Here is a 25997-nt window from a genome sequence, read left to right as displayed (position 1 = left end):
ACAAGCAATGACTCTGAACGATTTCCTGGCAACATTAGCAAACTCACCACAACAAATTGAATTTACCGATACCATGGCGGTCATAGACAACAATTATGACTTTACCCCAAGCGCTTTTAATAATCATGGGCTGTTAAGCGCAGCTAATGAAAATAATGGTTCGTGTAAAATTTTTGCCTTTGCAAAGCTTAATCAACTAAGTAAACAAAACACCCTAGATTGCTTTGGCGCGTTTTATCGAGATGATGTATTGCGCAATCCTGAAGTGCAAGACCACATGAACATCCGCACTTTCATGCTTGCCCCAGAAGCAACACCTTTCTTAGGTGTTACTTTTACCGAGCAAGACGTGCTTAAAGCGAAGTGAGTAAAAGCTTATATTTAAAGGCTTTTTTCCATAAAATAACGGCAGCCGTCGAGTGGGTAGTTACGCATTTCATATTTAACTAGGTAGCCGTTGTTTTCGTAAAATGGTTTAGCTTGGAAATCGAGCGTATCAAGTTGTGCGGTGTTTGCACCAAGCGCTTTAGCTTTGCTCTCTAATTCAGTGAGTAATCGTGTCGCCAGCCCTTTACCACGCGCCTTATCATCACACCATAGCCAACTAATAAGCAGCCAATTACCAAATACCTGGCCATGAATACCAGCAACAACAGTGTTTTGTTTATTAACGAATTTAAAACCAACGGGAATACGCTCGGCATTAAAATGCACGGCGTTGAAAGCCACAATATGTTCTCTTAGCTGGTTGTTGAGATCAGCTGAGTCATCACTTTTTAATTGATACATAGTATATATACCCAAGCCACCTCAAGATGCAGAATTCAGCGTTTCACAGGTGCTTAATATCAAGGCGTTACTTTGCAAGAATGGCAGTCCCTTTTAAGAAGTAACAACGATGAGAGTAAGTGCCTGTGAAGCGCCCAAAGGGTTGGTTTAAATGCAATTTATACTGCGTTATTGATTTTAACAATAGAAACACTATTACTTGCAATCAATGCCTTGCCTAAATCGCATTTAATTCCAACTGAAACTCGCATCTTGAGGTGGTTTGGGTATATAAAATGTTATGACTCAGTATACGCTTATATCGTTAATCAGTATAAGTGGTTCTTACCATAGGGTACTTCAAGCATGTTGCTGCCCAGCTTTTCGGGCTGACCACACATCTCATCATAAGCACTGGTGTGGCGTAAAACCATATCACCATAACTTAAGTGATCGAGGCGCTTTTGAATGTGCAACGGGCTAATATCGCGAATAAACTCACCTTGCTCATCAGTGACATAATATTCAACGTTATTGATCACCACAGACACCTGATACAGTGCCATTTCCAACGAATGAAGGATAACCTTTTGCAGTGGTTGGTGCGCTGCAAGTTCAGATAACTTAATTGCCATGTCGAACCCCTTTTGTATGTAGTACTTCTTATACGCGGGTTTGATATACTGTGATCAAATTAACTGTACAAAAATCACTCATGCTAGAAAAAGTACGACTTGCTAAATTTATTGCCCATGCAGGTGTTTGTTCTCGAAAGCAAGCATCACGCTTGATAGATCAAGGTGAGGTAACAGTAAATGGCCGTGCTGCAAATCACATAGATCATGTTGATGAGCACGATGATGTAATTGTACTTGGCGAAAAAATTTCAGCTAAAGCGCCACTCACCTACTTTGCATATCACAAGCCTGTTGGTATAGATTGCAAATTAAATGCTGACGACCCAACAAGCCTTATTCATAGCCTGCCTAAAACAACTCGCGTTTACCCAATTGGCCGGCTCGACAAGGACTCTCGTGGGTTGTTAATTTTGACCAATGACGGTGAGTTTTGTAATCAACTGATCCACCCTGATTACCACCAACCCAAGCGCTATTTAGTCACCGTAGATAAACCTCTTTATAGTGATTTTTGTAACAAAATGGCAAACGGTGTGCCTGTAGATAGACAAATAACCCTTCCTTGTGAGGTGACTCAAGTCACCGAAACACAGTTTTGCATCGTCTTAAAGCAAGGTTTAAACCGGCAAATACGTAAAATGGCACGTTTTTGTGGCTACAAAGTCATCGACCTGTACCGCACAGATATCGCAAAACTGTCACTCACCACGCTGAATTTGCCCGAAGGGCAGATAGTCAGTATCAAAAAAAGTGACATTCTCTAACAAAAAAGTTTGCATTAATTGATTACGCGTGTAATCTTAAATTAAAGATTACATCTGTAGGCATAAAAATGATTGAACTTTCTAAAGCTGAATTCGAAGTATTAGATGCGGTATGGCTTGGCTACCCAGCCACGGCTAGTGAAGTAATTGCGCGTTTAAGTGACGATAAAGAATGGCACGAAAAAACCATTAAAACGCTACTAAGCCGTTTAGTTAAAAAAGGCGCACTAAGCTTCGAGAAACAAGGTCGCCAATATAACTACACCCCTTGCATTGCTCGTGAAGAATACACATTAAAAGAAAGCCAAAGCTTTATTGAACGCTTTTTTAATGGCCGAATTGCGCCGCTGGTGAGTGGCTTTGCTAAATCAGAGCAACTCTCGCAACATGATATTGATGAGCTGAAAAAGGTTATCGATGATTGGGAAAAACAGCAAAAATAAGGCGTTGTTATGTTAGATGCATTTTTTAATTGGTTGTTAGATCAACAACTTTTGATCTCATCTGCAATTATGTTTTTATTGCTGCTAGAGCGAAAGTTACTAAGCCAGCTATCGGCACGCTTGGTTTATACACTGTGGGCGCTTTTACCAATTAGTTTATTGTTAGCGAACCTACCAGAGCACTTAAAGCCAATTCAAAACGACTTTATCAGTAAGCTGACTATCACGCCAAACACAGCAATAATGCCACAGTTTACGCTCACTTGGTTTGCTATTTATGGCTTTATTAGTGCCGCACTGCTGATCACTGCCGTATATTTTCATTACCGTTTTCTAGCAAAACTGCAATTAGCGCCAATTACGCTTGATCAGCACAGCAACCAAAGCATGCGCTTATACCAAAGCAATCAGGTGAGTTCACCAATGGTTGTAGGGGTTATAAACACCAAGCTAGTGCTGCCAACAAACTACCAAAGCCATTACAACAGCCATGCTTTAGCGCTTATTTTAGAGCATGAATCAGTGCACATTAAACGTAAAGATAACCTAATTAATGCCATCGCTTTAAGTGCCACTATTTTGTTGTGGTTTAATCCTGTCGCTTGGCTTGGTTATGCAAGTCTGCGCCGCATTCAAGAGCTTTCATGTGATGAGCAAGTACTCAAAGATAAATCAACTGAACAACGAATTTTATACAGTAAGGCATTAGTGCACTGTGCAAGCTTTAGCAGAACAGGCTTAATGGCTTATTCACAATACGGAGATAAAAACACCATGTTACAACGTCTAAATCAGATCAAGCAGATCGACAACAGCTCATTTATTGCAAAAACAGCGTTAGTTATTTTTACAATGGGCATGCTTAGCAGTTTTGCCATTGCAAAACAGCCGATGTCCGTTGAAAAGACAAAAGACTATCAAGCGGTAATGCGCGTAGAGCCGATATACCCAATTCAAGCGGCAGAGCAAGGTATTAGCGGTTCAGTCGTTTTGAAATACGATATTTTACCAAGCGGCGCCACCAGCAATGTTAGTGTGGTGAGCGCAGAGCCTGAAGGTGTTTTCAATCGAGAAGCGAAAAGAGCCTTAAAACAATGGCAATATGCGCCGTCTGAATCTGGCTTTAAAAATGCCTTAGTGCAACTCGATTTTGCCTTAGATGAAAACTATCAAGCAAAGGATTTAATAGAGAAAATTAAAGTTAGCTCTAAGTAAAAGTAACCACTTAAGACCCTAAAGCAAGCGCCTTATTTAAGCCGCTTGCTTTGTGGTTTTTAACTCATTGGCTTGTGACTAGAGGCAAACAGCAATCATCGCCACAGCACAGACATACCCCACTAGCCAGACTAATGAGCGCAGAATATCTTGGTTTATGTAGTAGAAAATACAATACAACACGCGGGCGATAACATGCATAATCGCTAAGGTTTCTGTCACCTGATAGACATTATTGCTACCTATTACAACTGCCAGCGCGACCGCAAAAATAATTAGTGACTCAAAGCTATTTTGATGTGCAGCCAATGCTCGAGCACCAAAGCCTGTTAGTTTAGCTTGTTGTTCACGCGGGTGTTTATTGTCATAGCCCGACAACTTATTTTGTGCAAAAGCCACGGGGGCTTTAGCTAAATAAGGTATGAGCACTGCGATGAGTGCGCAGATAATCAATGTGGTCATGAAATTTCCTTATCTTTTAACTGTAATAGCTCACCCTACCGCAAACAAAAAAAAGCCGCTACTTAAAACAGCAGCGGCTAGCAATAGCATCATTGTCACTATAGCCTAATGACAGCAAAAAAGCCCTGCGGCATATTGTCACAGCTGAGTTTTTCTCAAGTTGGTCGATAAGCTAATGCTCTCATACTTTGGTTTTGTTACTCTAATTGCCTCTCCTCATTAATTTATTTTCAATATGACTTGGATTTTCTTAACTATTTTTGCGGCATTTATGCAGTCGTGGCGCAACGCACTGCAAAGTAAACTCAGTGCAACTGTGAGTGTTGCCGGGGTAACACTTGCTCGCTTTATCGTTGCCAGCCCAATTGCTGCCCTGTATTTATTTGCACTTTATCAGTATCAAGACGCCGCACTTCCTGATTTTAATCTCGCTTTTATTGGCTATATTGTTGGTGCCAGTATCGTCCAAATCGTTGCCACTGGTTTGATGGTAAAACTGTTTAAAATGAATAACTTTGCAGTCGGGGCAGGGCTTGCCAAAAGTGAAGCACTGATGGCGGCGATTTTAGGTGTAATGTTCTTTGGCTCAGCACTGTCATTGCTAGGTTGGGTTGGCGTATTTATTGGTGCAATTGCGGTATTGCTATTAAGTGGCATCGCGAATGTTAAACACTTTAATTTGGGCACCGCACTGCTTGGGCTTGCCTGTGGTACTTCATTTGCTCTTTCATCGTCATGGATCCGTGAGGCAAGTTTAAATTCAGGACTGACTTTTCCACACTCAGCAGCTTGGGTGTTAGTGCTGATAATTAGCTTACAAACACTGATGCTGTGCGTGTATATTGCATTAAAAGAGCGCGATACATTTAAGAAAATGTGGCATCACAAAGGCACCACGACCGCTGTTAGTGTTTGTAGCTGTTTAGGTTCTATTGGTTGGTTTAGCGCCATGAGCTTGCAGCATGTTGCTTATGTAAAAACATTGGGGCAGATAGAAGTATTCTTTACCATTTTGGTATCGATTCTTTGGTTAAAACAACCGCTAAAACGCCAAGACACGGCGGGGCTTGTGTTAATTGCACTGGCAGCCATTCTGGTAATGCTACCCAATTAGGTGCGTTTCTAGTCATTAAAAAAGCGGCTATTGCCGCTTTTTTAATGACTAATTTTGAGCGTTATCACTCCGCTAATTATCAGCAGTACTCCGGCAATGCGGCCAAATGTGGCGGCATCACCATAAAATAAAATACCGACCAAGAAAGTGCCCGCTGCACCGATCCCTGTCCATACAGCATAGGATGTCCCCATCGGAATATCCTTCTGCGCCAACCACAACATAAAGCCACTAGCGACCATAAAGGCGACGGCTATTGCAATGCCTAACCAGCGGCTGTCTGCCTGTTGAGACATCTTAAGGCCAACAGGCCAGCCAATTTCTAACAGACCTGCGACAATTAAATACAACCACGCCATTATTGATCTCGCTTTTTCAAGATCACGTCATACAAATCTTCACGGCGGTCTTTTAAGTTTCTTACCGTACCTTCACTGTGAAGAATTTTCAGTTTATCCATATCTAAATCACTGAATAACAGCATTTCGGTATTCGGTGTTGCTTCATTCAAGGTCGCATCATGCGGGAATGAGAAATCAGATGGGGTAAGCACTGCCGATTGTGAGTACTGTACATCTAAACTTTCTACCTCTGGTAGGTTACCAACCGAGCCTGCAATCACAACATAACATTCATTTTCGATTGCACGTGCTTGCGCACAATGACGAACACGTAAGTAACTGTTTTTAGTATCCGTCCAAAATGGCACGAACAAAATATCCAGCCCTTGCTTAGCGAGAATACGCGACAGCTCAGGGAACTCAACATCGTAACAAATTTGAATACCGACACGACCCGCATCCGTTTCAAATACCGCAATTTTGTCACCGCCTTGGATCACCCAGTCATTTTGCTCATGGGGCGTAATATGAATTTTGCGCTGCTCATCAATTTTACCGCTACGGTGGCACAAATAGCTGACATTATAAATCTTGTCATCTTCTGCGAGCGGCATTGAGCCGGTGATAATATTGGCATTGTATTCAACCGCCATGCGCGACATCGCATCACGGAATGTTTCTGTGTATTCGGCCAGATAGCGAATTGCTTCCGTTTGATTACTTTGCTCAGTGAGCCCCATTAATGGAGCATTGAAAAATTCCGGAAACAGAATAAAGTCACTTTTATAGTCAGACACCGTATCAACAAAATATTCCACCTGCTTGAGCAGTTCTTCCACAGACTCAACACAGCGCATTTGCCACTGTACAGCACCGACACGCACAATTGATTTAGTCGACTCAAGTACCGTATCAGTGGGCTCAAACATAATATTATTCCACTCTAGTAAAGTGGCATAACCAACGGATTCCTGATCTTCAGGAAGATACTTTTTAAGTAAACGTTTAACTTGAAAATCATTAGATAGCTGAAAGCTTAGAATCGGATCGTAAAGCTCTTTGTGGTCAACTTTTTCGATGTACTCCATCGGAGACATCTCTGCACTGTGATTGTAATATCGCGGAATTCGCCCACCCGCTAAAATAGCGCGTAAGTTATACTGACGGCACAGCTCTTTTCGTGCATCGTATAAACGTCTGCCAAGTCGCATCCCTCGATGAGTCGATGAAATAACCACATCCAAACCATAAAGTGCATCACCCTCAGGGTCACTAAATACTCGGTCGTGACCATCAACAATGTCTTCGTAGGTATGAGGGTTAGAAAAGCGCGCGTAATCTACCTGCACACTCAAGGCGATGCCCACCAAGACACCATCATCGACGATGCCTATTTGCCCTTCCGGAAACTGGTCTATCAGCCTAAAAATAGTGTGGCTAGGCCAAGCCCCACCAAGCCCTGGATAGGCTTGATCCATCAGAGTTTTGATTTGTGGATACTGTTCTTTAGTGAGATTACAGATCGCTAAATGCGTTTTTTCCGCCGGCATAGATACTCCTTTTTTAGGCACGAGAGAATAATCACAGCAAACATTGAGTCAGAATGTTTCTTGATTTGCTTTAACTAGAGTGGCATCAATTGCAAACTCTGCCAAGCCCTAAGCTTAGCAAACTCGATGTGAACAAACGCTTAGCCTCATTCATAAACAGAACCTACCTAAGTTTACAAAGCAAAAGCGAGCAATTATAAACCTGCATTGTTCAGCTTTTAATCTATAATTATGCTACTTCCATGTGTATTAGAGGTTGGATTGATCAAACATTTATTAAAACAATCAAAGCAATCTGGCTTAGAAGAAATTGAACACGTTAAATTTCTGATTATTTCCAAAATCGCATACTTTGCGCTAATTGTTCATGCTTTGCTGATCCCCGCATTTGCCCACATAGGGGCGAACATGCTTGCGTTAGTTAATATTTTGAGCGTGTTTGCTTGGGCCAGCGGTATCTTCTTAATTAAGCAAGGACTGACTTCGCTAGCACTCAGAGTATTTTGTCTAGAAGTAATTATTCATGCAGTGATTGTCTGCGCCACCCTAGGCTTAGGTGCAGGCTTTCAATTTTACTTGTGGACAGTGTCTTGTATTTTAATGATCGATTATCAATTAACCTTTAAACGCGCTGCTTTTTATAGCCTAATGATGATTGCGACATTCGCCCTGCTGTATGTATTTTTTGCAGATGTTCAGTACAGTTTTGCTTACCCTGAACTCCTCCCACACGTGAATGTGATCAACATCATTATTGCTGGCTTACCTATGGTCTACGGCATGGGTCTAATTAGAGAAATCACCTTGTCACAACGGGTTGAGTTAACCGACATGGCCGCTCGCGACCCACTCACTAAACTCTATAACCGCCGTTTTGCAAAAAAGCTGATTACTGCTGCACATCAAAAAAGCATCGAGCTTGAGAGCAACCTTTGCATTGTTATGGCTGACATCGATAAATTTAAAAATATTAATGACAATTACGGCCACGAAAAAGGTGATACGGTGCTCATTAATGTCGCAAGGCTCATTCGCCAATTTATTGATGATGACGATATTGCGGTGCGTTGGGGGGGTGAAGAGTTTTTAATTTTATTAACCAATACAGATGCAAAACAAGCCTTTGCAAAAATTGAAGCGCTACGTTTAAAAATCGCCGAATTAGAGGCGCATCACGAGTTTCCTGATCTCAATGTCACCATGAGTTTTGGGCTTATTGAATGGCAACCGCTCGCTTCAATAGAAAAAATGCTACAGCACGCCGATGAGGCGCTGTATAAAAGTAAGCATGCAGGGCGCAACCAAACAACCGTTGCCAAAGGCCAACACCCTGCTTTTAAAGATGCTGATGCGGTTAATTAACCGCATCGATAGTGATACTGTGGGCAATCTCTTGTGGCAATAATGGCGTTAAACCATTACTGACATAATCATTAAATCCTGCGCGGTAAAACTCTGACAATGGGTGCCCCGACTGCCCTCCCGGAATAGCCATAATTGCTTTATCTAAGTGCCCAGGTTGGACAATAAAGCGCTGCGAAGCACCAAAGCTACGTCCTTGCACCGAAGGCATAAAGGTATCACCAAATCCTGGCGCTGTTGGCATATTCAGTAAGCTTTTCAATGCGGGTATTTGCTTGGCAAATGGGTGCTCAATCACTAATTCGTTAACCTTGCCCCACTCCCAGCTGTGCGGGTTGTTACCGTATTGCTCGGTTAGTTTAGTGATAACGCGATCAAAGGCTCCTATCATTTGCTGTTGCCAGTTTGCATACTCAGGGTTTAACCATGCCTGAGGCTGGGCTTCGATAAGCTGCCAAACTGCGGGCTCTAAGTCTCGTTTTATCGGTTTTAAGCTACTATCGAGAGCTTTTAGCTTATTCTCTAACGGGCTAAATAAGCCATTAATCACTTCACTGCGGTAGCGTTTTACTAAGGTGTAGCCAATTGAGTCGCTACAAGCACACGCCTGCCAATTATTTAGCTCTTTTAAATACAGCGCATATTTATCGCCTGCAGTGCTAAGCTGTTTGACCAGCAGTTTATGCCAAGCCGTTAAGAAACGCGCTTCGTTATCATGTTGTATGTCGTAAAAATCGTGTTCGTTAAACTGCTGCTTTTCAAATAGGCGATCGCGAATTTGTGCCGAGCGAGCCCCCATTGCATAACCACCATTACCAAAGCGCTGATCATCCTCTGCTGAAACGACTCGTGAGTTGCCTGTCCATAATCGGCCACTTTCTGGATTTTTGACAAATGGACGCTGCGTTTCGTTATCATGCCATGCTGCAGGATACGCTTGCTCTGAAACAGCTAATTGATGCGGAACTTTACGGGCAGGCACAGCCCCCATATTCTTCCAAGCTGCATTACCTTTATCATCAACGACCATTAAATTTTGTACAGGAATTCCCACCTCAGAAGCAAGTGCTAATGCATCGTCAACAGTGTTTGCTTGCTCAAGTTTAAGTAATTCCATATCAACCGCATACTCATGGTGAGCAACCCAACTTAGCGCATAAGGTTTGCCGTTAATTTCTTTAACCGGGCCGTACTCGCTCATGGTTAAAGCGTAATTTTCGCTGTTGCCGTCATTGAGTAAAATTGGTTCATCTATTTGCCAGGTTTTCTCTTTACTCTCAAGTGCGACCCAATCCGCTGTATCTAAATAACCGTTAGTGAATCCCCACGCAATTTTATTATTGGTCCCAACAACAATGGCAGGAGCGCCTGGTAAAGACACACCAGTGATTTGTTGCATTTCGCCATTGAGAGGGTAATTAAGCTGAGCACGGTACCAAATGATTGGCACTGCAAATGATAAGTGCATATCGTCAGACAGCATGGCTGCACCGGTTTCAGTTAGCTGCCCAGTTACAGCCCAGTTATTACTGCCAAGTTCTTTTCGGTCGGCAATCTCTGTCATAGCCCATTGAGCGTCTTTAAGATGAGGAATACCGCCGTCATAAGGCGCTAATTGGCTGTTATCGAGTGCAGCTTGATAGAGGCTAGGCTGCGTAATAAAGTCAACCATCTCCTTGCCATATAAATCTTCGATTTCGATCAATGCTTTGTCACGCTGAAACGTCGTCGATTGCAAATCAAGGTACATGCTAAAAATGATTAGCAAGCTGTCTTCACTTTGCCAAGGCTTGGCTTCAGCGCCAGTGAGTAAATACTCAAAACTATCATAGCCAACTTGTGCATGGCCTTCATTGACCCCATTCGCATACGCTTTTAATAGCGCTTTATCTTTAGCGGGTAACTGTGCAACCGCAATCTGACTACGTTTACGCAACTGATGAAAGCGCATTTTTTTATCAAGCCCTATAGCAGCTTTACCAAATAGCTCGCTGAGTTCGCCAGCAGCATTGCGGCGCAGTAAATCCATCTGAAAGAATCGGTCCTGACCATGCGCAAAGCCTAATGCATAGGCCGCATCTAAACGGTTTTCGGCATGAATAACAGCTTGCCCCAACGTATCTCGCTCGATCTTGACAGACTGCGCAATAGCGCCACTTTTACCACGGCCATCAAGTGCCGGTAAACTTAAGTTTAATACGCCATAAACAAGCCCGGTTGCGAGTAACACCACCACGAACAAACCTATGAGTAACCATTTGATTATCTTAAACATGCCAATTATCCTTGCGCTAAAGTAACACTGTATACCCAAACCACCTCAAGATGCAGAATTCAGCGCTTCACAGGTGCTTAATATCAAGGCGTTACTTTGCAACAATGGTAGTCCCTTTTAAGAAGTAACAACGATGAGAGTAAGTGCCTGTGATGCGCCCAACGGGTTGGTTTAAAAGCGATTTATACTGCGTTATTGATTTGAACAATAGAACCACTATTACTTGCAATCAATGCCTTGCCTAAATCGCTTTTAATTCCAACTGAAACTCGCACCTTGAGGTGGTTTGGGTATATTAACCTGAGTTTTGTGAAAGAATAGTGTTGCGATACAAATAATTGCAATTAGTACTCTTAGTCTACTGTTCATTGTTAATTACCACAGAAATTGTCTATAGTAGGTAGAAAGTATAAAACCCGATATTTCTCATGCCGCTAGCCACCGAAACAGATAATAAAAAGCTGCAAAAACTGAAGCTAGCCTTCTGGGTTTCACTCGCCTGTGTGGTGGTAATTGGCTTCGTCATCGACCAAATTAATTACAGCCGTGAGAAAGATGCTTTTCGGGCGCAGGAGCTTGCAAAAATCAGCGCCTATCGTGCAGAGCTCGAAGCCACCTTAGTATCTAACATTCAACTTGTTAGGGGCCTTGCCGTTGCCGTTGCTGCCGAACCCAATTTAGACCAAGCTCGCTATGAGCAAATAGCCGCGCCCTTATTCGCAACCTCTTCAGAACTTAGAAACATCGGTGCAGCACCGGATATGATTATCCAGATGACTTATCCTCTCGCAGGCAACGAAAAATCCATCGGGCTAAACTTTTTAGAAAATCCAGCACAGCGTGATGATGCGATTAGAGCTCGAGATGAAAATCGTATTGTTATGGCAGGCCCTTTGGAGCTTGTACAAGGAGGCCAAGCGCTGATAGCAAGAATGCCGGTGTTCATTCCTCCTGAGAACACTTTTTGGGGGCTCCTCTCGGTCGTACTCGATGTAAATAAAATCTATAGCAATTCGGGGTTGATTGCGCTTAGCCAGCATTATGATGTTGCACTGCAAGGCCGTGGTGGTCGCGGTTTACAAGGCGATTTTTTCTATGGCTCAGAAGATATACTTAACACAAAACCTCTGAGCTTTACGATAAACCTGCCCGGTGGTGAGTGGCGCATGTATGCCTCGCCAAAATCTGGCTGGCAGCCACCAAGCTCTGCTGTTTGGCCTCTAAGATTCGCCATTATTTTGTTCTGCATTTTGTTTGCTTGTGCTTCACTATTCTTTTTGCGCATGGTTGAAAGGCAGTACAAAAGCGAACGCATGTTAGAAACCATGAGTAGCCTTGCCAAAGTGGGTGCATGGTCATTTAACCTTGAAACAAAAACCGTGTATTGGTCAGATATGACCAAGCAAATATTTAAGTTTCCACTGAATGTTCAACCTGAGTGGCCTGCTAACTTTACCCATTTCAAAGCTGGCGAAAGCCGCGATAAAATTCGCCGTTTGAACGAGCGCGCAATCAAGTATGGTGAAAGTTTTGAAACACAAGTTGAGATCATCACTGCAGAAGGTGATGAAATTTGGGTGCTGCTACATGGTGAAGCCGAACACAAAAATGGTCGTTGTATAAAACTTTTTGGCTCACTGCAAAATATTGATACCCGTAAACGTGTTGAGCTCGAAAATAACAAAATCGCCTTACATAACGAGATTTTAGCGTCTCTCACCGTCAATGATGCGGTACTGACAGGTAATCTTAACCTCTCCAAGCATGTTATTGTGCAAGCCATTTGTCATGCATTTGATATAGATCGCGCCAGTATCTGGCTATTCAGTGACGATCGACAATCGCTCAACACCTTTGCCATTCACGATCAGAGCCAACCCGAATTTAATGAAGCCATATCGTTGCAACAAATTGAATTTCAAAACTATTTTGATGCCATTAATAATCACGCAGTAATTAATGCCAGCGATGCCCAGCAACACCCTCTGACAAGTGATCTTCGTAGCAATTACCTAGATTGGTTTAATATACGCTCAATGTTAACGGTGATTATTCCCACAGGGAGTAAAAGCATGGGGGTGGTGTGCGCTGAAAAATGCTTTACACGTAGGCATTGGAGTAAAAATGAAGAAAGCTTTTTAATTGCCGTTGCCGCACTCATTGGTAGTTTGCATGCCAGCCAACGTCGTATAGAGACCGAACAACAACTCGTTCAAGCAAAAGAAGCTGCAGAACAAGCCGTAAAAGCCAAAAGTGAATTTTTAGCGAGTATGAGTCATGAGATCCGCACCCCGATGAATGGCGTGATCGGCATGCTCAATATCATTAAACAAAGCAAGCTAGATAGCCAACAAAACCACCATCTTGAACTTGCGCAATCATCAGCAGAGTCTTTACTGCATATCATTAATGATATTTTAGATTTCTCTAAAATTGAGGCTGGTAAACTCGATATTGAAAATGTCAGCTTCAACGTGTCTAAATTACTAGGCGACACAATCGAATCGTTTGCTATTAAGGCTGAACAGAACAATACCAAACTACTGCTTGATACAACGAATCTTCATCACGGGTTTATTATCAGTGACCCCAATCGGATTAGGCAAATCATCAATAACCTAGTGAGCAATGCGGTTAAATTCACAAAAGATGGTGAGATAATTGTTATCGCCAAGCTCGAAACTAGCAATGAAGAATTATTCTTGAACTGCTCTGTTATTGATTCGGGAGTGGGCATTAAACCTGAAAAACAAGCCACTTTATTTGACTCATTCACGCAAGCAGATGCCTCTACCACCCGTCAATACGGCGGTACGGGGCTTGGCCTTGCAATTGTAAAACAGCTTTGTCAGTTGATGGCTGGAGATGTCAGTGTTGTTAGCTCATACGGAGAAGGCAGCACCTTTAATTTCTCAGTAAAGGTTAAACGTGATCACACGAAACATGCGCCAGAGCCAAGTCATATTATTGATAAAAAACATATCTTAATTGCTGATAGCTGTAAGCTCAGCAGCAATATCGCCAAAAAGCAATTGCAGTTGTGGGGAGCTGAGGTAGAAACTTACAGCGATATGCCAAGCTTATTAAATCGCGCAGCCATGCCTGATAATAAGGGCTGCGATGCAATTCTAATAGATTATAAGTTTTATAACAGTGCTACTAAAGAATTGCAGAAAGAGTTCTTAAACTATTTCAATGCCACCAGCTGCAAGCGTATTTTAATGGCGCCTATGAGCCTGACAGAAAAACAAACAAGACAAACCTTAAAAGTTGAGAGTATTATCTTTAAACCATTAACGCAGTCTGATTTATTTAATGCTCTTGCGAACGACAAGTACATTGAACAGCAGCAGGTTAATAAAGAAACCCTAATTACCAAAGTGATGACAAACAGCGGTAGCGCTGAGTCGCAAGTGTTGCTGGTTGAAGATAATAAAGTAAATCAGATGGTGGCAGGTTCGTTGCTAAAACAAGCAGGCATTAGTTTTGATATTGCCGAAAATGGCCTTGAAGCGATTGCAAAACTTTCAAGCCGAGAACAAAGTCCTTATCAATTAGTGTTAATGGATTGCCAAATGCCAGAAATGGATGGTTACCAAGCAACACGAGCCATTCGGGCAGGTGAAGCAGGCGCAGCTCATCAGGGAGTTAATATCGTCGCACTCACTGCAAATGCGATGCAAGGTGACAAAGAGCGTTGTTTAAACGCAGGTATGAACGACTATGTTACCAAACCCCTAAAATTTGACTCGCTCAATAAAAAGTTAACAGTGTGGCTAACCACTGAAGAATAAAGAAAGAGAGTAAAACCATGCAATTATCATCAATTCAACAACGTGTTATTGGCTGTTTACTCGAAAAGCAAAGTACAACACCCGAACATTATCCATTATCTTTAAACTCACTGACTAATGCATGTAATCAAAAATCTAACCGTGAGCCAGTATTGTCTCTCACTGAAGCGCAAGTCCAAGATACACTCGATGAGCTTGTTGCATCACGCTTAGTGACGGTTGATGAAGGGCTATCAGGTCGTGTAAATAAATACGCTCACCGCTTTTGTAATACCGAATTTGGCAGTTTGCAATTTACTGAGCAGCAACGAGCCATAATTTGTTTGTTACTGTTACGTGGCCCGCAAACACCAGGCGAACTGAGAACTCGCAGCAACCGCCTCGCTGAGTTCAGTAACGTCAATGAAGTCGAAGCCGCATTAAATGCACTTATAGAGCAAGAACATGTTGCGCGCTTAGCACGAGAGCCAGGCAAGCGAGAGAGCCGCTACATGCACTTATTTGTTGACCCAGACAGCATTACTGAAGACATGGCAAGTAACGAGCCGATGCAGGATAACAGTAGTGAAGTGCAACAATTACGAAGCGAAATCGAAGATCTTAAGCAGCAAATTAACGCAATAAAAGCGCATTTAGGTCTTTAATAAAAACTGCGCCCGTAACATAATGTACTAAACGCTGACAACCACAACGAAAAATAGGAGCTCTACCATGCGTGCCGACATTCTGGCGGAAATGAAAGTCCAACCAACTATTGATGTAAAAGCGGAAATCACCCGTCGCGTTAACTTTCTTAAAAGCCGACTTATTGCTGCGCACTCTCGCTCACTTGTATTAGGGATCAGTGGCGGTGTTGACTCATCAACCTGCGGCCGTTTATGCCAATTAGCGGTGGATGAATTAAACCAAGAACATAACACCAACGAATATCAATTTATTGCTGTGCGCTTACCTTACGGCGTACAAGCAGACGAAGACGAAGCACAACTAGCCGTTGATTTTATTCAACCGAGTAAACGTATGACGGTTAACATCAAAGCGGCTGTCGATGGCATGCATGAACAAGCAATGGCCGCGGTTGTTGGTGGTGGCGCCGAATTGCCAGAACAAGCTAAAATCGACTTTATCAAAGGTAATGTAAAAGCACGCCAGCGCATGGTTGCGCAGTATGAAATTGCCGGCTTTTGCCAAGGGTTAGTTGTTGGTACCGATCACAGCGCTGAGAACATCACTGGTTTTTACACAAAATTTGGTGATGGAGCATGTGACCTAGCACCATTATTTGGTTTATCAAAACGTCAAGTTCGTGCACTTGCTGAGCACTTAGGTGCGCCAGCAGTACTTGTGCATAAAGCCCCGACTGCCGATTTAGAATGTGATCGCCCAGGCCTGACTGACGAAGAAGCGCTTGGCCTCACTTACGATCAAATTGATGATTTCTTAGAAGGTAAAGACGTTAGTAGTGAAGTTGAAGAAAAGCTGACTGGCATTTACTTACGTACTCAGCATAAGCGCCAAGCGATCCCAACTGTTTACGATGCGCTTTAAACAACACTCAGCAATTCATAAATCGTAAACGACACCTCGAGGGCAATGAGTAGCAATAAAAAGCTAATGAGTTGCCCACTTTTCACTTTTGCACACACATAAGCACCAAGCGGTGCGCCAAGCACCACAACAGGAATTGCAGCTAATAAGTAGGCTTGAATTTGTGAGTTAATTGTCTCGAGATAAAAATAATTCACGACACTTGCAACGACAGACGTCACAGCCATAATGATCACCGTAGTTGCCGTTGCACGTTGAATATTCGCGTTATATGCAATAACTAACAGCGCAAAAATAGCAATATCGGCGCCCGACCCTACCAAGCCTGATGCAACACCACCCAACATAGCAATCAACGCGACCCGCGTTTTATTCACAGTAATCTTTGTTTGGCTACAAATATGCTGAGCTCGGCGATAAATACGCCACGCTAAGGTCAACGCAAAACATAATAATAGTGCGCTAAAGACCCCTTTCACCGCTAACCTTGGTAAATGTTCAGCAATGAACAATAAACTAAATACAGCGCCTAAAATAGCCATTGGCGTCGCGATTAACACCACTTGTTTGTAGTAAGGGATACGGCTAAAAATAATTGTTAAGGCTGCTGCTGTCATACCAAAGCTTTGGATAGCAAGAGAGAACACTTTCGCTGTCGCAGGTTCAATTGCTAATAGTTTGGTCATTACCGGAAACGCTACCGCACCGCCTCCTAGAGCCGTGCCACCAGCGACAAATGAGCCAATGGCCATCGTTGCAGCAATACTCAATTGCGCCACAAAATTACTCACCGCATTAGCAGGCCCTTGCGAAAGCAATAAAGTACTGTAAACAGCGATAATAAATAGCCATGGCACAGTTCGTAGCCAGCTAAATGATTTTATGACAGCAAACATAGTGAAAAAGAAAAGCATCAAGTATGGCTATTATGCCTGAGACAGAAAACCGAGCAACTGATCTATGTTTGACAGTATCGCGTAGAAAGTTTGGCAACATGATTGCAGTAAAGATGAAATAGTTCTGTAATTTGGTTTATAGTTGTTACAGTTATAGCCATTAAATACATTACATTTCGTATTAAAAATCTAAGGTTTTATATTAGTTTATGTCATCGCCCATATTAATTACTGGCGCAGGCCAACGTATTGGACTCGCTCTGGCCGAGCACTTTTTAGCGCAAGGGCAAGAAATCATAGTCACTTATCGTACCCGCCATGCAGCTATAGATGTGCTTGCAGGTAAAGGTGCTACTTGTCTTCATGCCGATTTTAACAGTGACCAAGCTATCGGGCATTTTATCGAAGAATTAAAAACCCATACCAACCAGCTCAAAGCAATTATCCATAATGCGTCTAGCTGGGATTGTGAGGAAAATAACCACGATTACGCAGACCTGTTTGATAACATGATGCGTATTCACGCCAAAGCGCCTTATTTAATTAATCTAGCAGCTTCTGATTTGTTACTGCATTATCAGCAAAACAGTGGCCAAGCCGCAGATATTATTCACCTAACCGATTATGTGGTTGAAAAAGGCAGCCCTAAGCACCTTGCTTATGCAGCAAGTAAAGCGGCGCTTGATAATTTAACCAAGTCGTTTGCTGCTAAATTTGCACCAGCCATTAAAGTGAATGCTATCGCTCCCTCGCTTATCATTTTTAACGAGCACGATAGCGACGAATACAAAGCAAAAACATTAAAGAAATCGCTAATGGGCATTGAGCCCGGCTGCGCCGAGATTATTAACAGCGTAGAACTATTACTAAACAGTCACTACATCACAGGTCGCTCTATGCCTGTTGATGGTGGCAGACATTTAAAATAACGAATTACTGAGAAAGCTATGCACGATGATTTAAAAAACAGTTACCAACAAATAATTAGCGCAGTGGGTGAAGATCCTGCTCGTGAAGGATTACTCGACACACCAAAACGCGCAGCAAAAGCGATGGAATATCTAACTAAGGGTTATCGTCAAACGTTAGACGAGATCACCAATAATGCGGTATTCACTTCAGATGCCGATGATATGGTATTGATCCAAGACATTGAGCTTTACTCTATGTGTGAGCATCACTTGCTGCCATTTGTTGGCCGCTGTCATATCGCTTATATCCCTAACGGCAAAGTACTTGGTTTATCTAAGTTTGCGCGAATTGTTGACATGTATGCGCGTCGTTTCCAAATTCAAGAACAATTAACCCATCAAATTGCTAAAGCAGTTGAAGAAGTAACTGGCGCGAAAGGTGTTGGCGTAATCGTTGAAGCAAAACACATGTGTATGATGATGCGCGGCGTTGAAAAGCAAAACTCAAGCATGCGTACATCGGTTATGTTAGGTAACTTCAGAGCCGATCCAAAAACCCGTAACGAGTTTTTACAACTAGTTAGAGGGTAATGATGGCCAACGCAATTATTAATGTTACTAACCTCAGGCTACGAACCTTTATAGGTTTTAACCCTGAGGAACGTGAGAAAAAGCAAGATGTAGTGATTAATTTAGAAATTCACTACCCCGCTGATCAAGCTTGTGAGACTGACGCAGTCGATAAAGCACTAAACTACAAGACCATCACCAAAGAAGTGATCAGCCTTGTCGAAGAAGGCCACTTTTTGCTGTTAGAAAAATTGGTTGCTGAAATTTTAGCAATTTGCCACCAGCATCAAAGTGTTCACTATGCCAAAGTACGCGTCGATAAACCTCATGCGCTGCGCTTTGCTGATTCAGTATCACTGACCCTTGATTGGCAAAAAAGTTAAAATAACTTTTCTAGCCCTACTGCAAAGGCAAGCACAGCTAAATAACGTGCGCCTTTGCCTAGGGTCACGAGTAACAAAAAGATTGAAAACTTAACCCTAAAAATTCCGCCAACAACCGTTAAAGGGTCGCCGACAATAGGCAGCCAAGCAAACAACAAACTGTAAACACCGTACTTATTAAATTGCTGTTCGGCTTTGTCTATCGAGTTTTGTGAAACAGGAAACCATTTACGGTCTTTAAATCGCATAACCTGCGTGCCCAGCCAATAATTCACACAACTCCCAAGTACATTGCCCACGGTTGCACTTAGCCATAACAACCAAAGTAGATAGTCACCACTGGCTATCATAGCTGTCATCACTAATTCTGAAGAGCTAGGTAATAAGGTTGCGGAAATAAACGCGCTGAGAAATAACGATAAGTAGGCCATAAACATCACATAAAAAAGCTCAGCAAATGGCTGAGCTTTTAGTATATGGCAATCAGCTTACTTTATAAATTCTATCGCCATTGGGTAGTTCACTTCTTTACCATCGTTGGCTTTAATCGCCGATACGACCACCATAATCAATGAGAATAGCGCAACCAATGGCAACAGAATGACACCAACGACAACAAACATCAGCATAAAGCAGACAATGTAGGCGATCATCATGGTTAATTGAAAGTTTAATGACTTGCGTCCATGCTCAGCTACAAGTGGCATTTCTTCTTTTTTTACAAGCCAAACAATCAAAGGTCCAATCACTGAGCCGAACGGGAAAAGCAACCCGGCTAAGGCACTTAAGTGACAAAACATTGCCCATGTGCGCTGCTCTTTATCTGCCACAATTATTTCAACTTTTTGATTATCATCCATTTTAAATTCCTTGTTATGGGTCTGTTTGTCTCTCTACTATAAACTGTAATGACCTTTTACCCTAGCTAAATTGGTTAAATTTAATACTCCAAACCAACACTAAAGACTGTAATCAACGTTGTGATAAAAATGTGATAACTTCGTGAGGGTTTCTGGATATTGCTATTCGATACTGGTTTTGAATCATCAAAAACAGGAATCTCACATGAAAGCTTTACCTTTAACTTTATTCGCTGCATGCGCAGTAACTAGCCTTGCAAGCCAAGCTGCTGAGCTTGATATAAAACTAACTAACCTCACGCAAGGTTTACACTTTACCCCTATTCTCATTACGGCTCATAACAGTGACAGCAAACTTTTCAGCGTTGCTATGCCTGCTTCTACAGCCCTACAAACTATGGCTGAAGGTGGCAATCTCGAGCCATTAATGACTGAAGCTACAGCCGCAAACAGTGACATGGTTGCCAACCCAGCTGAAGGTTTATTAGCCCCAGCAAGCTCAACGATGGCGAGCTTATCCACCAAGGATGGCAATAACTACTTATCTCTAACAGCCATGCTACTGCCTACCAATGATGGCTTTGTAGGTTTAGATAGTTGGATGATCCCAACAGAAGCTGGTACCTACACTGTTTATCTCAATGCCTATGATGCGGGCACCGAAGCCAATGATGAGCTTGTTGTTGAAGGCTCAGGCATGCCGGGCACGCCAGGTATTCCTGCTGCACCGGGTGGCAATGCGGGTATGAATGGCAGCGGCGTCACCAGTAGCGAAACGAATATGATGGTGCATATTCATCCGGGTAACTTAGGCGACGACGATTTAGAAGCGGGGATAAGTGACCTCGATAACACCGTACACAGATGGTTAAACCCAGTTGCGATGCTAACAGTTACGGTTAAATAGGAGGTTATTATGCGCTTTTCAAAAAGCTTAATTATCCTCGCATTGAGTGCCAGCCTTGCGGCCTGTGGGGATTCAGATAATAACGAGGTGGAAGTAACAGATCCTGTAATGCCCGTTATGAGCTATGAATTTACAGTACAAGTTACGAATTTAACCAATGCCCAACCATTGTCACCGATTGCAGCCATTGCTCACTCTGAGGGTATGCTTTGGCAAATAGGTGAACCAGCTTCTGCTGCGCTCGAATTAATGGCTGAAGGAGGAGATAACAGTGAATTATTAGCAACTGATTTTGCTATGGCCTCAAGCTCAGCTGAGAGTCCACTCCCTCCAGGTGAGCAAGTCACTTTAATGCTGAGTACTGAGCAGCTTGATTCATTAAAAATCAGCTTAGCGACCATGTTGGTGAATACAAATGACGCGTTTACCGGTCTTAATGCAATAGACGTGTCTTCGTTAGCGGTTAATGAGTCACTGTCTCGCACTAGTTTTGCCTATGATGCAGGCACAGAGGCTAACTCTGAAGCACAAGGCACGATCCCAGGCCCTGCCGACTCAGGCGAAGGCTACAACGAAATGCGTGACGATATTAACCGTGTTGCAATGCACCCAGGTGTGGTTAGTCAAGATGATGGCCTGACAAACTCAGTGCTCACCAACCAGCATAAGTTTGATAACCCGGTTGCTCGGATCACGATAACGCGGACGCAATAATAATCGCACTCCTTACACAGAAGGTCATAAGGATGTGCCTCTGTGATTTGGAGTGAGCCATGCGCCAAGAAAAATTATTAATCGTCGAAGATGATAGAGCAATCCGCCAACTTATCAGCACACAATTGCACTGCCTAAACTTACATATTGATGAAGCCTCGAGCGCAGAAACTGCAATAAAGAAGCTTGCCAGCTCAAGTTATGGCTTAGTACTGCTTGATATTAACCTGCCACAAATGGATGGCTTGAGCTTATGTCGCAAAATTAAAGAGCACTACCCAAGTATTGCCGTTATTTTACTGACCGCACTCAGTAGCGATATGGACAGAGTGATTGGTCTGGAAATGGGCGCTGATGATTACATTTGCAAGCCGTTCTTCGCTAGAGAGTTACAAGCACGAATAAAAACGCAATTACGGCATAGGTCACAACTTATAGCAGCTCAATCACACCATGAAGATAGCGCTCAAGCGGCAATTCAACTTGGAGAGCTACACATTGAATTTGCCAGCCACCAAGCATTTTTAGCTGACCAAGCAATTAACTTAACCGCCACCGAATTTGATTTACTGGTCTACTTTGCCAAACACCCAAACCATGTTTTTAGCCGCCAACAGTTACTTGACCAAGTATGGGGTTATCAACACAGCGGCTACGAGCATACGGTTAATTCCCATATAAACCGTTTACGCAGTAAGTTTGAGCAACATCACTCAGCCAATTTTATCGAAACAGTTTGGGGTGTAGGCTATAAATTAAACCCCGGTCAATTGAGTGCAAACTAATGAAATCAATGACGCTTTATCAAAAACTCGCTTGGTCATTAGTGCTTATTTTTAGCCTGTTGTGCGCACTGGTTTTAAATTGGAGTAAGCAATTAGAGCAAAGCTCGGTACACCATGCTCAGCAAAATTTGCACCTCCAATTAGCCGAACATTTAGTGCATGATAACCCACTGATCCAGCAAGGTGTGTATGACTATAAGGCACTAGAAAACTTATTTCACACGCTGATGATACTTGGTCCTGCATTTGAGTTTTATTTTGTAGACCCAGAAGGTCATTTACTGACTTATTCAGCTAAACCAGGGCAAGTCGTGAGGCAACAAATAAACTTAAGCCCAATGCAGCAGCTACTCGACAACCCCACTGCCACGCCAATTTATGGTGACGATCCACGTAGCAAGGATGGCGTAAAAATTTTTTCGACCGCACCAGTTTATAATCAGCAACAACTGCAAGGCTATTTGTACGTGATAATTGGCGGGCAAGCTTACGATACAACCCTTAAAAACATTAAAGCCAATGATAACCTTTGGCTTGCCGCAATGTGGTTTATAGCCGCCTTAGTTGCGCTCTTTATTGCGATGTTGCTGTTATTTCGGTTTTTCACCTTACCGCTCAAAAAACTCAATAAAGAGCTTAATAAAATAGAAGCGGCTAACTACAGCCTAACCAAAATGTCATTGGACTCTAGCTACACAGCTGATAATGAAATTGGCAATTTAAGCAAAGGCGTCAATGCCATGCTGGCGCGTATCGATGAGCAGTTTCAGTCATTACAGCACGCTGATAGACAACGCCGTGAGTTGCTCACTCATTTATCACACGATTTACGTACGCCGCTCTCTTCACTGCACGGCTTTCTGGAGGTGATCAATAAACCGGATAGCCACTTAAACGAGCCCGAACAACGTCATTATCTCAACCTTGCAATGGATAACTGCCAGCAACTAAAACAGCTGATTGAACAAATTTTTGAGCTGGCTAATTTAGAGTGCGGCCAAGTGAAAATACAATCCGAGACCTTTAATTTGGGCGAGTTGATTTATGATTGTGTGGCAAAGCTTGCTCTAACAGCGCAATCAGCAGGTATTTCGCTCAAGGTTATTCCCGAAATTTGCGATTTTACCGTGACAGCAGATATTGCAAAATTAGAGCGGGTGCTTACAAACTTAATCGAAAATGCCATTCGGCACACCCCAAATGGCGGTGAAATAGCCGTTAAAGTTAGCCAGCAAAGTGATCAGTTATACGTGGCAGTGTCTGATACCGGGGTTGGTATTCATGAGGATGAACTCAATGCGATTTTCGAACCTCATTATCAAGCACGTAATAGTATAAAACGAGGCTCAACAGGCTTGGGACTTGCTATTTGTAAGCAACTGCTCACCCTAATGGATAGTGAAATAAACGTAAAAAGTACCCTAGGAAAAGGCAGTGAATTTCGTTTTAATTTAGCAATGCAGGCATCCGCTTAATCACGGATGCCTGTGTTGTTATTATTTTTCGATACCCGCTAAATCGAGCATAAAGGCGTAATATAAAGCGGTATCTTGCAAGCTTTTAAAGCGCCCAGAAGCACCACCGTGCCCTGCTTCCATGTCGGTTTTGAACAGCAGCAAGTTATCATCGGTTTTATATTCACGTAGCTTAGCAACCCATTTTGCAGGCTCAAAATACTGAACTTGAGAGTCGTGTAAGCCGGTGGTGACTAACATATTTGGGTAAGCCTGCTTCTTAACTTGGTCATACGGCGAATATGACAGCATGTAATCGTAATAGACTTTATCATTCGGGTTGCCCCACTCGTCATACTCATTCGTTGTCAGTGGTAAGCTGGCATCTAACATGGTCGTGACTACATCAACAAAAGGCACTGCTGCAATCACCCCTTTATAAAGATCAGGCGCTTGATTCACAACAGCCCCCATTAGTAAGCCACCTGCACTGCCACCCATGGCAAAGATATTATCCTTATCACCATACTTTTGAGCTGCTAATGATTTAGTCACATCAACAAAGTCATTAAAGGTGTTTTGTTTTTTCAGCAACTTGCCGTCTTCGTACCAAGGACGACCCAGCATTTGTGAGCCACGGATATGCGCAATCGCAAACACAAAACCACGATCAAGTAAGCTTAATCGAGAGCTAGAAAAGCTCGGATCCATGGTCGCACCATACGAACCATAACCATATTGCATAAGCGGATTCGAGCCGTCTTTTTTGAACTTGTCTTTACGATAAACAAGGCTCACAGGAACATCGACACCATCTCGGGTGGTCACGTAAACTCGCTCAGAGGCATAATTGTCAGGATTAAAATCACCTAACACTTTACGCTGTTTAAGCAGGGTTTTTTCGCCACTTTCTAGGTTGATATCGTAGCTGCTGCCTGGCGTCGTCATACTTGAATAGTAAACACGTAAGTTAGGGTTATCTAACTCACCATTACCATAACTAAAGACCATATAAGTTGGGTCATTAAACGCTACGACTTGCTCTTGTTGGTTACGAAGGTCACGAATAGTGATACGGGTTTGCCCCATTTCTCGCTCTTCGTATACCAAATGATTGTTAAATAACTCGATGCCTTCAAGCTTTACGTTATCACGACCAGCAATTAGCGTTTGCCATTGCGCTTTATCATGCGCTTTATCGCGGTGCACTTTCATAAGTTGAAAGTTAACTGCATTTAAATTAGTAACGATGTAATACCAATCGCCTAACTTTTTGATGTCATATTCAAGCCCTGCTTCGCGTTCAATAAAACGTTTTGGCATTGCTTTGACATCATTTGCATCAATAACCGAGACGCCCGATGCACTGGTGCTACCATGACTAATATAGATCTCTTGTTGGTCTTTACTCTTGTAAATACTGGTGTAGTAACTGGTGTTTTTCTCTTCGTAAACGAGTTCATCGTCAGCTTGCGGGGTGCCTAGTGTATGGCGATATACTTGGTAGCCTAACAGCGTCTGTAAGTCTTTTTTGATGTAGTAAAAGGTTTTGTTGTCATTCGCCCACACGACATCACCTTCTGTGCCTTCAAGGCTTTCTGTGAGCATTTTACCTGTGGTTAAATCTTTTACTTTAATTGTGTAAATACGGCGACTCACGGTATCTTCACCATAAGCAAGCAAATTGCCATTTGGGCTCACAGCTAAACCGGTTACGGCAAAATAGTCATGATTTTTAGCAAGCTCATTCACATTTAAAATAACCTGCTTATCTTCTCCTAGGCTATCTTTGCTGCGCACATAAACCGGGTATTCGTCATCACCGCGCGTTTGTGAGAAGTAGTAATATTCCCCTTTTTTTGTCGGTACGGTATCGTCATCTTTCTCAATACGCCCTTTAAGCTCTTCGAATAGGGTGTTTTGTAGCGTTTGAGTATGTGCCAGTTTACTTTCAACATACGCATTTTCAGCATTCAAATGAGCAATAACAGCGGCATCTTTGCGTTCATCATCACGCATCCAATAGTAGTTATCGATACGTGTGTCACCATGAATGGTCATTTCATGAGGTATTTTTTTGGCGACGGGTGCTGCAATCTGAACTTGCTCTGTAATAACAGCTTGTTCTTTATTATCTGGGACTTTATTACACGCTGATAGAACAGCTAAAGAGAGTGCCGCAAGGCAAAGTGAATGGCCAACTTTCATGGGATTCCTGTGTTCGTTTTTATTATTCCGTCTCC

The 25997-nt window shown here is 42.7% G+C and carries 26 protein-coding genes; 16 read left to right on the top strand and 10 right to left on the bottom strand.

Going from position 1 to position 25997, the window contains the following annotated elements; translation table 11 throughout:
- Positions 1-7: 7 nt before the first annotated feature.
- The gene (locus C2M25_RS20400; protein ID WP_105181994.1) at positions 8-367 is read left to right on the top strand and encodes a HopJ type III effector protein; all 360 of its coding nucleotides are present in this window, start codon (positions 8-10) and stop codon (positions 365-367) included.
- Positions 368-381: 14 nt separating this feature from the next.
- Here C2M25_RS20400 and C2M25_RS20395 read toward each other — a convergent pair whose 3' ends face one another.
- Together C2M25_RS20395 and C2M25_RS20390 are read right to left on the bottom strand one after the other, a co-directional pair.
- Positions 382-789 carry a GNAT family N-acetyltransferase gene (locus C2M25_RS20395; RefSeq protein WP_105181993.1) on the bottom strand — a complete coding sequence of 136 codons (408 nt, stop codon included), beginning with the start codon at positions 787-789 and terminating at the stop codon, positions 382-384.
- A 308-nt stretch (positions 790-1097) separates the two neighbouring features.
- Positions 1098-1403, bottom strand: coding sequence for a DUF6482 family protein (locus C2M25_RS20390; protein ID WP_105181992.1), 306 nt, complete (start codon positions 1401-1403; stop codon positions 1098-1100).
- An 80-nt stretch (positions 1404-1483) separates the two neighbouring features.
- On the opposite strand from C2M25_RS20390, the gene C2M25_RS20385 reads away from it, so the two are divergent.
- The 3 genes from C2M25_RS20385 (at position 1484) to C2M25_RS20375 (ending at position 3828) form a co-directional block, all read left to right on the top strand.
- The gene (locus C2M25_RS20385; protein ID WP_105182008.1) at positions 1484-2170 is read left to right on the top strand and encodes a pseudouridine synthase; all 687 of its coding nucleotides are present in this window, start codon (positions 1484-1486) and stop codon (positions 2168-2170) included.
- Positions 2171-2238: 68 nt separating this feature from the next.
- Positions 2239-2613 carry a BlaI/MecI/CopY family transcriptional regulator gene (locus tag C2M25_RS20380; protein WP_054554650.1) on the top strand — a complete coding sequence of 125 codons (375 nt, stop codon included), beginning with the start codon at positions 2239-2241 and terminating at the stop codon, positions 2611-2613.
- 9 nt (positions 2614-2622) lie between these two features.
- Positions 2623-3828 (top strand): M56 family metallopeptidase, encoded by a 1206-nt coding sequence (locus C2M25_RS20375; protein WP_105181991.1) that lies wholly within the window; start codon positions 2623-2625, stop codon positions 3826-3828.
- Between the two features lie 78 nt (positions 3829-3906).
- Here the strand turns inward: C2M25_RS20375 and C2M25_RS20370 are convergent, their stop codons facing one another.
- Positions 3907-4290, bottom strand: a complete 384-nt coding sequence (locus C2M25_RS20370) for an MAPEG family protein (protein WP_063700644.1) — start codon at positions 4288-4290, stop codon at positions 3907-3909.
- A 235-nt stretch (positions 4291-4525) separates the two neighbouring features.
- Here C2M25_RS20370 and C2M25_RS20365 point away from each other — a divergent pair, with 235 nt between their 5' ends.
- Positions 4526-5404: a DMT family transporter gene (locus tag C2M25_RS20365; protein ID WP_105181990.1), complete on the top strand. Its 879-nt coding sequence runs from the start codon at positions 4526-4528 to the stop codon at positions 5402-5404.
- 41 nt (positions 5405-5445) lie between these two features.
- Here the strand turns inward: C2M25_RS20365 and C2M25_RS20360 are convergent, their stop codons facing one another.
- Both C2M25_RS20360 and C2M25_RS20355 read right to left on the bottom strand, forming a co-directional pair.
- Positions 5446-5763 (bottom strand): DMT family transporter, encoded by a 318-nt coding sequence (locus tag C2M25_RS20360; protein ID WP_054554646.1) that lies wholly within the window; start codon positions 5761-5763, stop codon positions 5446-5448.
- On the bottom strand, positions 5763-7295 hold the full coding sequence (locus C2M25_RS20355; RefSeq protein ID WP_063700640.1) for a carbon-nitrogen hydrolase family protein: 1533 nt from the start codon (positions 7293-7295) through the stop codon (positions 5763-5765). The genes C2M25_RS20360 and C2M25_RS20355 overlap by 1 nt, the downstream gene beginning before the upstream one ends.
- Positions 7296-7556: 261 nt before the next feature.
- On the opposite strand from C2M25_RS20355, the gene C2M25_RS20350 reads away from it, so the two are divergent.
- Positions 7557-8657: a GGDEF domain-containing protein gene (locus C2M25_RS20350; protein ID WP_233999161.1), complete on the top strand. Its 1101-nt coding sequence runs from the start codon at positions 7557-7559 to the stop codon at positions 8655-8657.
- Here the strand turns inward: C2M25_RS20350 and C2M25_RS20345 are convergent.
- The gene (locus tag C2M25_RS20345; protein WP_105181989.1) at positions 8650-10932 is read right to left on the bottom strand and encodes a penicillin acylase family protein; all 2283 of its coding nucleotides are present in this window, start codon (positions 10930-10932) and stop codon (positions 8650-8652) included. The genes C2M25_RS20350 and C2M25_RS20345 overlap by 8 nt on opposite strands.
- 428 nt (positions 10933-11360) lie before the next feature.
- On the opposite strand from C2M25_RS20345, the gene C2M25_RS20340 reads away from it, so the two are divergent.
- The 3 genes from C2M25_RS20340 to nadE all read left to right on the top strand — a co-directional run bounded on the left by C2M25_RS20340 (position 11361) and on the right by nadE (position 16274).
- On the top strand, positions 11361-14726 hold the full coding sequence (locus C2M25_RS20340) for a response regulator (RefSeq protein WP_105181988.1): 3366 nt from the start codon (positions 11361-11363) through the stop codon (positions 14724-14726).
- A gap of 17 nt (positions 14727-14743) precedes the next feature.
- Positions 14744-15370, top strand: a complete 627-nt coding sequence (locus C2M25_RS20335) for a YceH family protein (protein ID WP_105174409.1) — start codon at positions 14744-14746, stop codon at positions 15368-15370.
- 67 nt (positions 15371-15437) lie between these two features.
- Entirely contained in the window at positions 15438-16274 is an 837-nt protein-coding gene (gene nadE / locus C2M25_RS20330) for an ammonia-dependent NAD(+) synthetase (protein ID WP_063700632.1), read from the top strand.
- Here nadE and C2M25_RS20325 read toward each other — a convergent pair.
- Positions 16271-17131 (bottom strand): sulfite exporter TauE/SafE family protein, encoded by an 861-nt coding sequence (locus C2M25_RS20325; protein ID WP_234003623.1) that lies wholly within the window; start codon positions 17129-17131, stop codon positions 16271-16273. The two genes, nadE and C2M25_RS20325, sit on opposite strands and share 4 nt — an antisense overlap.
- A gap of 248 nt (positions 17132-17379) precedes the next feature.
- Here C2M25_RS20325 and folM point away from each other — a divergent pair, with 248 nt between their 5' ends.
- From folM to folX, 3 genes are read left to right on the top strand one after another with little or no spacing between them, the layout of a single operon-like run.
- Entirely contained in the window at positions 17380-18099 is a 720-nt protein-coding gene (gene folM / locus C2M25_RS20320) for a dihydromonapterin reductase (protein WP_063700630.1), read from the top strand.
- 18 nt (positions 18100-18117) lie between these two features.
- The gene (gene folE / locus C2M25_RS20315; RefSeq protein ID WP_063700628.1) at positions 18118-18672 is read left to right on the top strand and encodes a GTP cyclohydrolase I FolE; all 555 of its coding nucleotides are present in this window, start codon (positions 18118-18120) and stop codon (positions 18670-18672) included.
- A 2-nt stretch (positions 18673-18674) separates the two neighbouring features.
- Complete coding sequence (folX, locus tag C2M25_RS20310; RefSeq protein ID WP_054554637.1) at positions 18675-19034, top strand: dihydroneopterin triphosphate 2'-epimerase; 360 nt, start codon at positions 18675-18677, stop codon at positions 19032-19034.
- Here folX and C2M25_RS20305 read toward each other — a convergent pair.
- Together C2M25_RS20305 and C2M25_RS20300 are read right to left on the bottom strand one after the other, a co-directional pair.
- Positions 19031-19465, bottom strand: coding sequence for a YqaA family protein (locus C2M25_RS20305; RefSeq protein ID WP_105181987.1), 435 nt, complete (start codon positions 19463-19465; stop codon positions 19031-19033). The two genes, folX and C2M25_RS20305, sit on opposite strands and share 4 nt — an antisense overlap.
- Positions 19466-19522: 57 nt before the next feature.
- Entirely contained in the window at positions 19523-19894 is a 372-nt protein-coding gene (locus C2M25_RS20300) for a DUF4870 domain-containing protein (RefSeq protein ID WP_105174407.1), read from the bottom strand.
- A gap of 205 nt (positions 19895-20099) precedes the next feature.
- Between C2M25_RS20300 and C2M25_RS20295 the strand changes: the two genes are divergently transcribed.
- From C2M25_RS20295 to C2M25_RS20280, 4 genes are read left to right on the top strand one after another with little or no spacing between them, the layout of a single operon-like run.
- A complete protein-coding gene (locus C2M25_RS20295) occupies positions 20100-20801 on the top strand; it encodes a spondin domain-containing protein (RefSeq protein ID WP_063700620.1) in 702 nt (233 codons plus the stop codon).
- 9 nt (positions 20802-20810) lie between these two features.
- Positions 20811-21515 (top strand): spondin domain-containing protein, encoded by a 705-nt coding sequence (locus C2M25_RS20290; RefSeq protein ID WP_105181986.1) that lies wholly within the window; start codon positions 20811-20813, stop codon positions 21513-21515.
- A 59-nt stretch (positions 21516-21574) separates the two neighbouring features.
- Entirely contained in the window at positions 21575-22300 is a 726-nt protein-coding gene (locus C2M25_RS20285; protein ID WP_105181985.1) for a response regulator transcription factor, read from the top strand.
- Positions 22300-23775 (top strand): sensor histidine kinase, encoded by a 1476-nt coding sequence (locus C2M25_RS20280; RefSeq protein ID WP_105181984.1) that lies wholly within the window; start codon positions 22300-22302, stop codon positions 23773-23775. The genes C2M25_RS20285 and C2M25_RS20280 overlap by 1 nt, the downstream gene beginning before the upstream one ends.
- 21 nt (positions 23776-23796) lie before the next feature.
- On the opposite strand, the gene C2M25_RS20275 is transcribed toward C2M25_RS20280, so the two are convergent.
- Positions 23797-25962: a S9 family peptidase gene (locus C2M25_RS20275; RefSeq protein ID WP_105181983.1), complete on the bottom strand. Its 2166-nt coding sequence runs from the start codon at positions 25960-25962 to the stop codon at positions 23797-23799.
- Positions 25963-25997: the final 35 nt, after the last annotated feature.

The sequence above is a fragment of the Pseudoalteromonas sp. T1lg21 genome, from assembly GCF_002964625.1.
Taxonomy (GTDB): domain Bacteria; phylum Pseudomonadota; class Gammaproteobacteria; order Enterobacterales; family Alteromonadaceae; genus Pseudoalteromonas; species Pseudoalteromonas gelatinilytica.
This window is presented reverse-complemented; position numbering and strand designations above follow the sequence as displayed.

Excerpts from the sequence above, each read along its gene's own strand:
- C2M25_RS20400 (WP_105181994.1), top strand. The coding sequence starts at position 8 with ATGACTCTGAACGATTTCCTGGCAACATTAGCAAACTCACCACAACAA.
- C2M25_RS20385 (WP_105182008.1), top strand. The coding sequence starts at position 1,484 with ATGCTAGAAAAAGTACGACTTGCTAAATTTATTGCCCATGCAGGTGTT.
- C2M25_RS20275 (WP_105181983.1), bottom strand. The coding sequence starts at position 25,962 with ATGAAAGTTGGCCATTCACTTTGCCTTGCGGCACTCTCTTTAGCTGTT.
- C2M25_RS20390 (WP_105181992.1), bottom strand. The coding sequence starts at position 1,403 with ATGGCAATTAAGTTATCTGAACTTGCAGCGCACCAACCACTGCAAAAG.
- C2M25_RS20300 (WP_105174407.1), bottom strand. The coding sequence starts at position 19,894 with ATGGATGATAATCAAAAAGTTGAAATAATTGTGGCAGATAAAGAGCAG.
- folX (WP_054554637.1), top strand. The coding sequence starts at position 18,675 with ATGGCCAACGCAATTATTAATGTTACTAACCTCAGGCTACGAACCTTT.
- C2M25_RS20365 (WP_105181990.1), top strand. The coding sequence starts at position 4,526 with ATGACTTGGATTTTCTTAACTATTTTTGCGGCATTTATGCAGTCGTGG.
- C2M25_RS20280 (WP_105181984.1), top strand. The coding sequence starts at position 22,300 with ATGAAATCAATGACGCTTTATCAAAAACTCGCTTGGTCATTAGTGCTT.
- C2M25_RS20380 (WP_054554650.1), top strand. The coding sequence starts at position 2,239 with ATGATTGAACTTTCTAAAGCTGAATTCGAAGTATTAGATGCGGTATGG.
- C2M25_RS20340 (WP_105181988.1), top strand. The coding sequence starts at position 11,361 with ATGCCGCTAGCCACCGAAACAGATAATAAAAAGCTGCAAAAACTGAAG.
- folM (WP_063700630.1), top strand. The coding sequence starts at position 17,380 with ATGTCATCGCCCATATTAATTACTGGCGCAGGCCAACGTATTGGACTC.
- C2M25_RS20355 (WP_063700640.1), bottom strand. The coding sequence starts at position 7,295 with ATGCCGGCGGAAAAAACGCATTTAGCGATCTGTAATCTCACTAAAGAA.
- C2M25_RS20345 (WP_105181989.1), bottom strand. The coding sequence starts at position 10,932 with ATGTTTAAGATAATCAAATGGTTACTCATAGGTTTGTTCGTGGTGGTG.
- C2M25_RS20375 (WP_105181991.1), top strand. The coding sequence starts at position 2,623 with ATGTTAGATGCATTTTTTAATTGGTTGTTAGATCAACAACTTTTGATC.
- folE (WP_063700628.1), top strand. The coding sequence starts at position 18,118 with ATGCACGATGATTTAAAAAACAGTTACCAACAAATAATTAGCGCAGTG.
- C2M25_RS20295 (WP_063700620.1), top strand. The coding sequence starts at position 20,100 with ATGAAAGCTTTACCTTTAACTTTATTCGCTGCATGCGCAGTAACTAGC.
- C2M25_RS20290 (WP_105181986.1), top strand. The coding sequence starts at position 20,811 with ATGCGCTTTTCAAAAAGCTTAATTATCCTCGCATTGAGTGCCAGCCTT.
- C2M25_RS20285 (WP_105181985.1), top strand. The coding sequence starts at position 21,575 with ATGCGCCAAGAAAAATTATTAATCGTCGAAGATGATAGAGCAATCCGC.
- C2M25_RS20305 (WP_105181987.1), bottom strand. The coding sequence starts at position 19,465 with ATGGCCTACTTATCGTTATTTCTCAGCGCGTTTATTTCCGCAACCTTA.
- C2M25_RS20360 (WP_054554646.1), bottom strand. The coding sequence starts at position 5,763 with ATGGCGTGGTTGTATTTAATTGTCGCAGGTCTGTTAGAAATTGGCTGG.
- C2M25_RS20335 (WP_105174409.1), top strand. The coding sequence starts at position 14,744 with ATGCAATTATCATCAATTCAACAACGTGTTATTGGCTGTTTACTCGAA.
- C2M25_RS20395 (WP_105181993.1), bottom strand. The coding sequence starts at position 789 with ATGTATCAATTAAAAAGTGATGACTCAGCTGATCTCAACAACCAGCTA.
- nadE (WP_063700632.1), top strand. The coding sequence starts at position 15,438 with ATGCGTGCCGACATTCTGGCGGAAATGAAAGTCCAACCAACTATTGAT.
- C2M25_RS20370 (WP_063700644.1), bottom strand. The coding sequence starts at position 4,290 with ATGACCACATTGATTATCTGCGCACTCATCGCAGTGCTCATACCTTAT.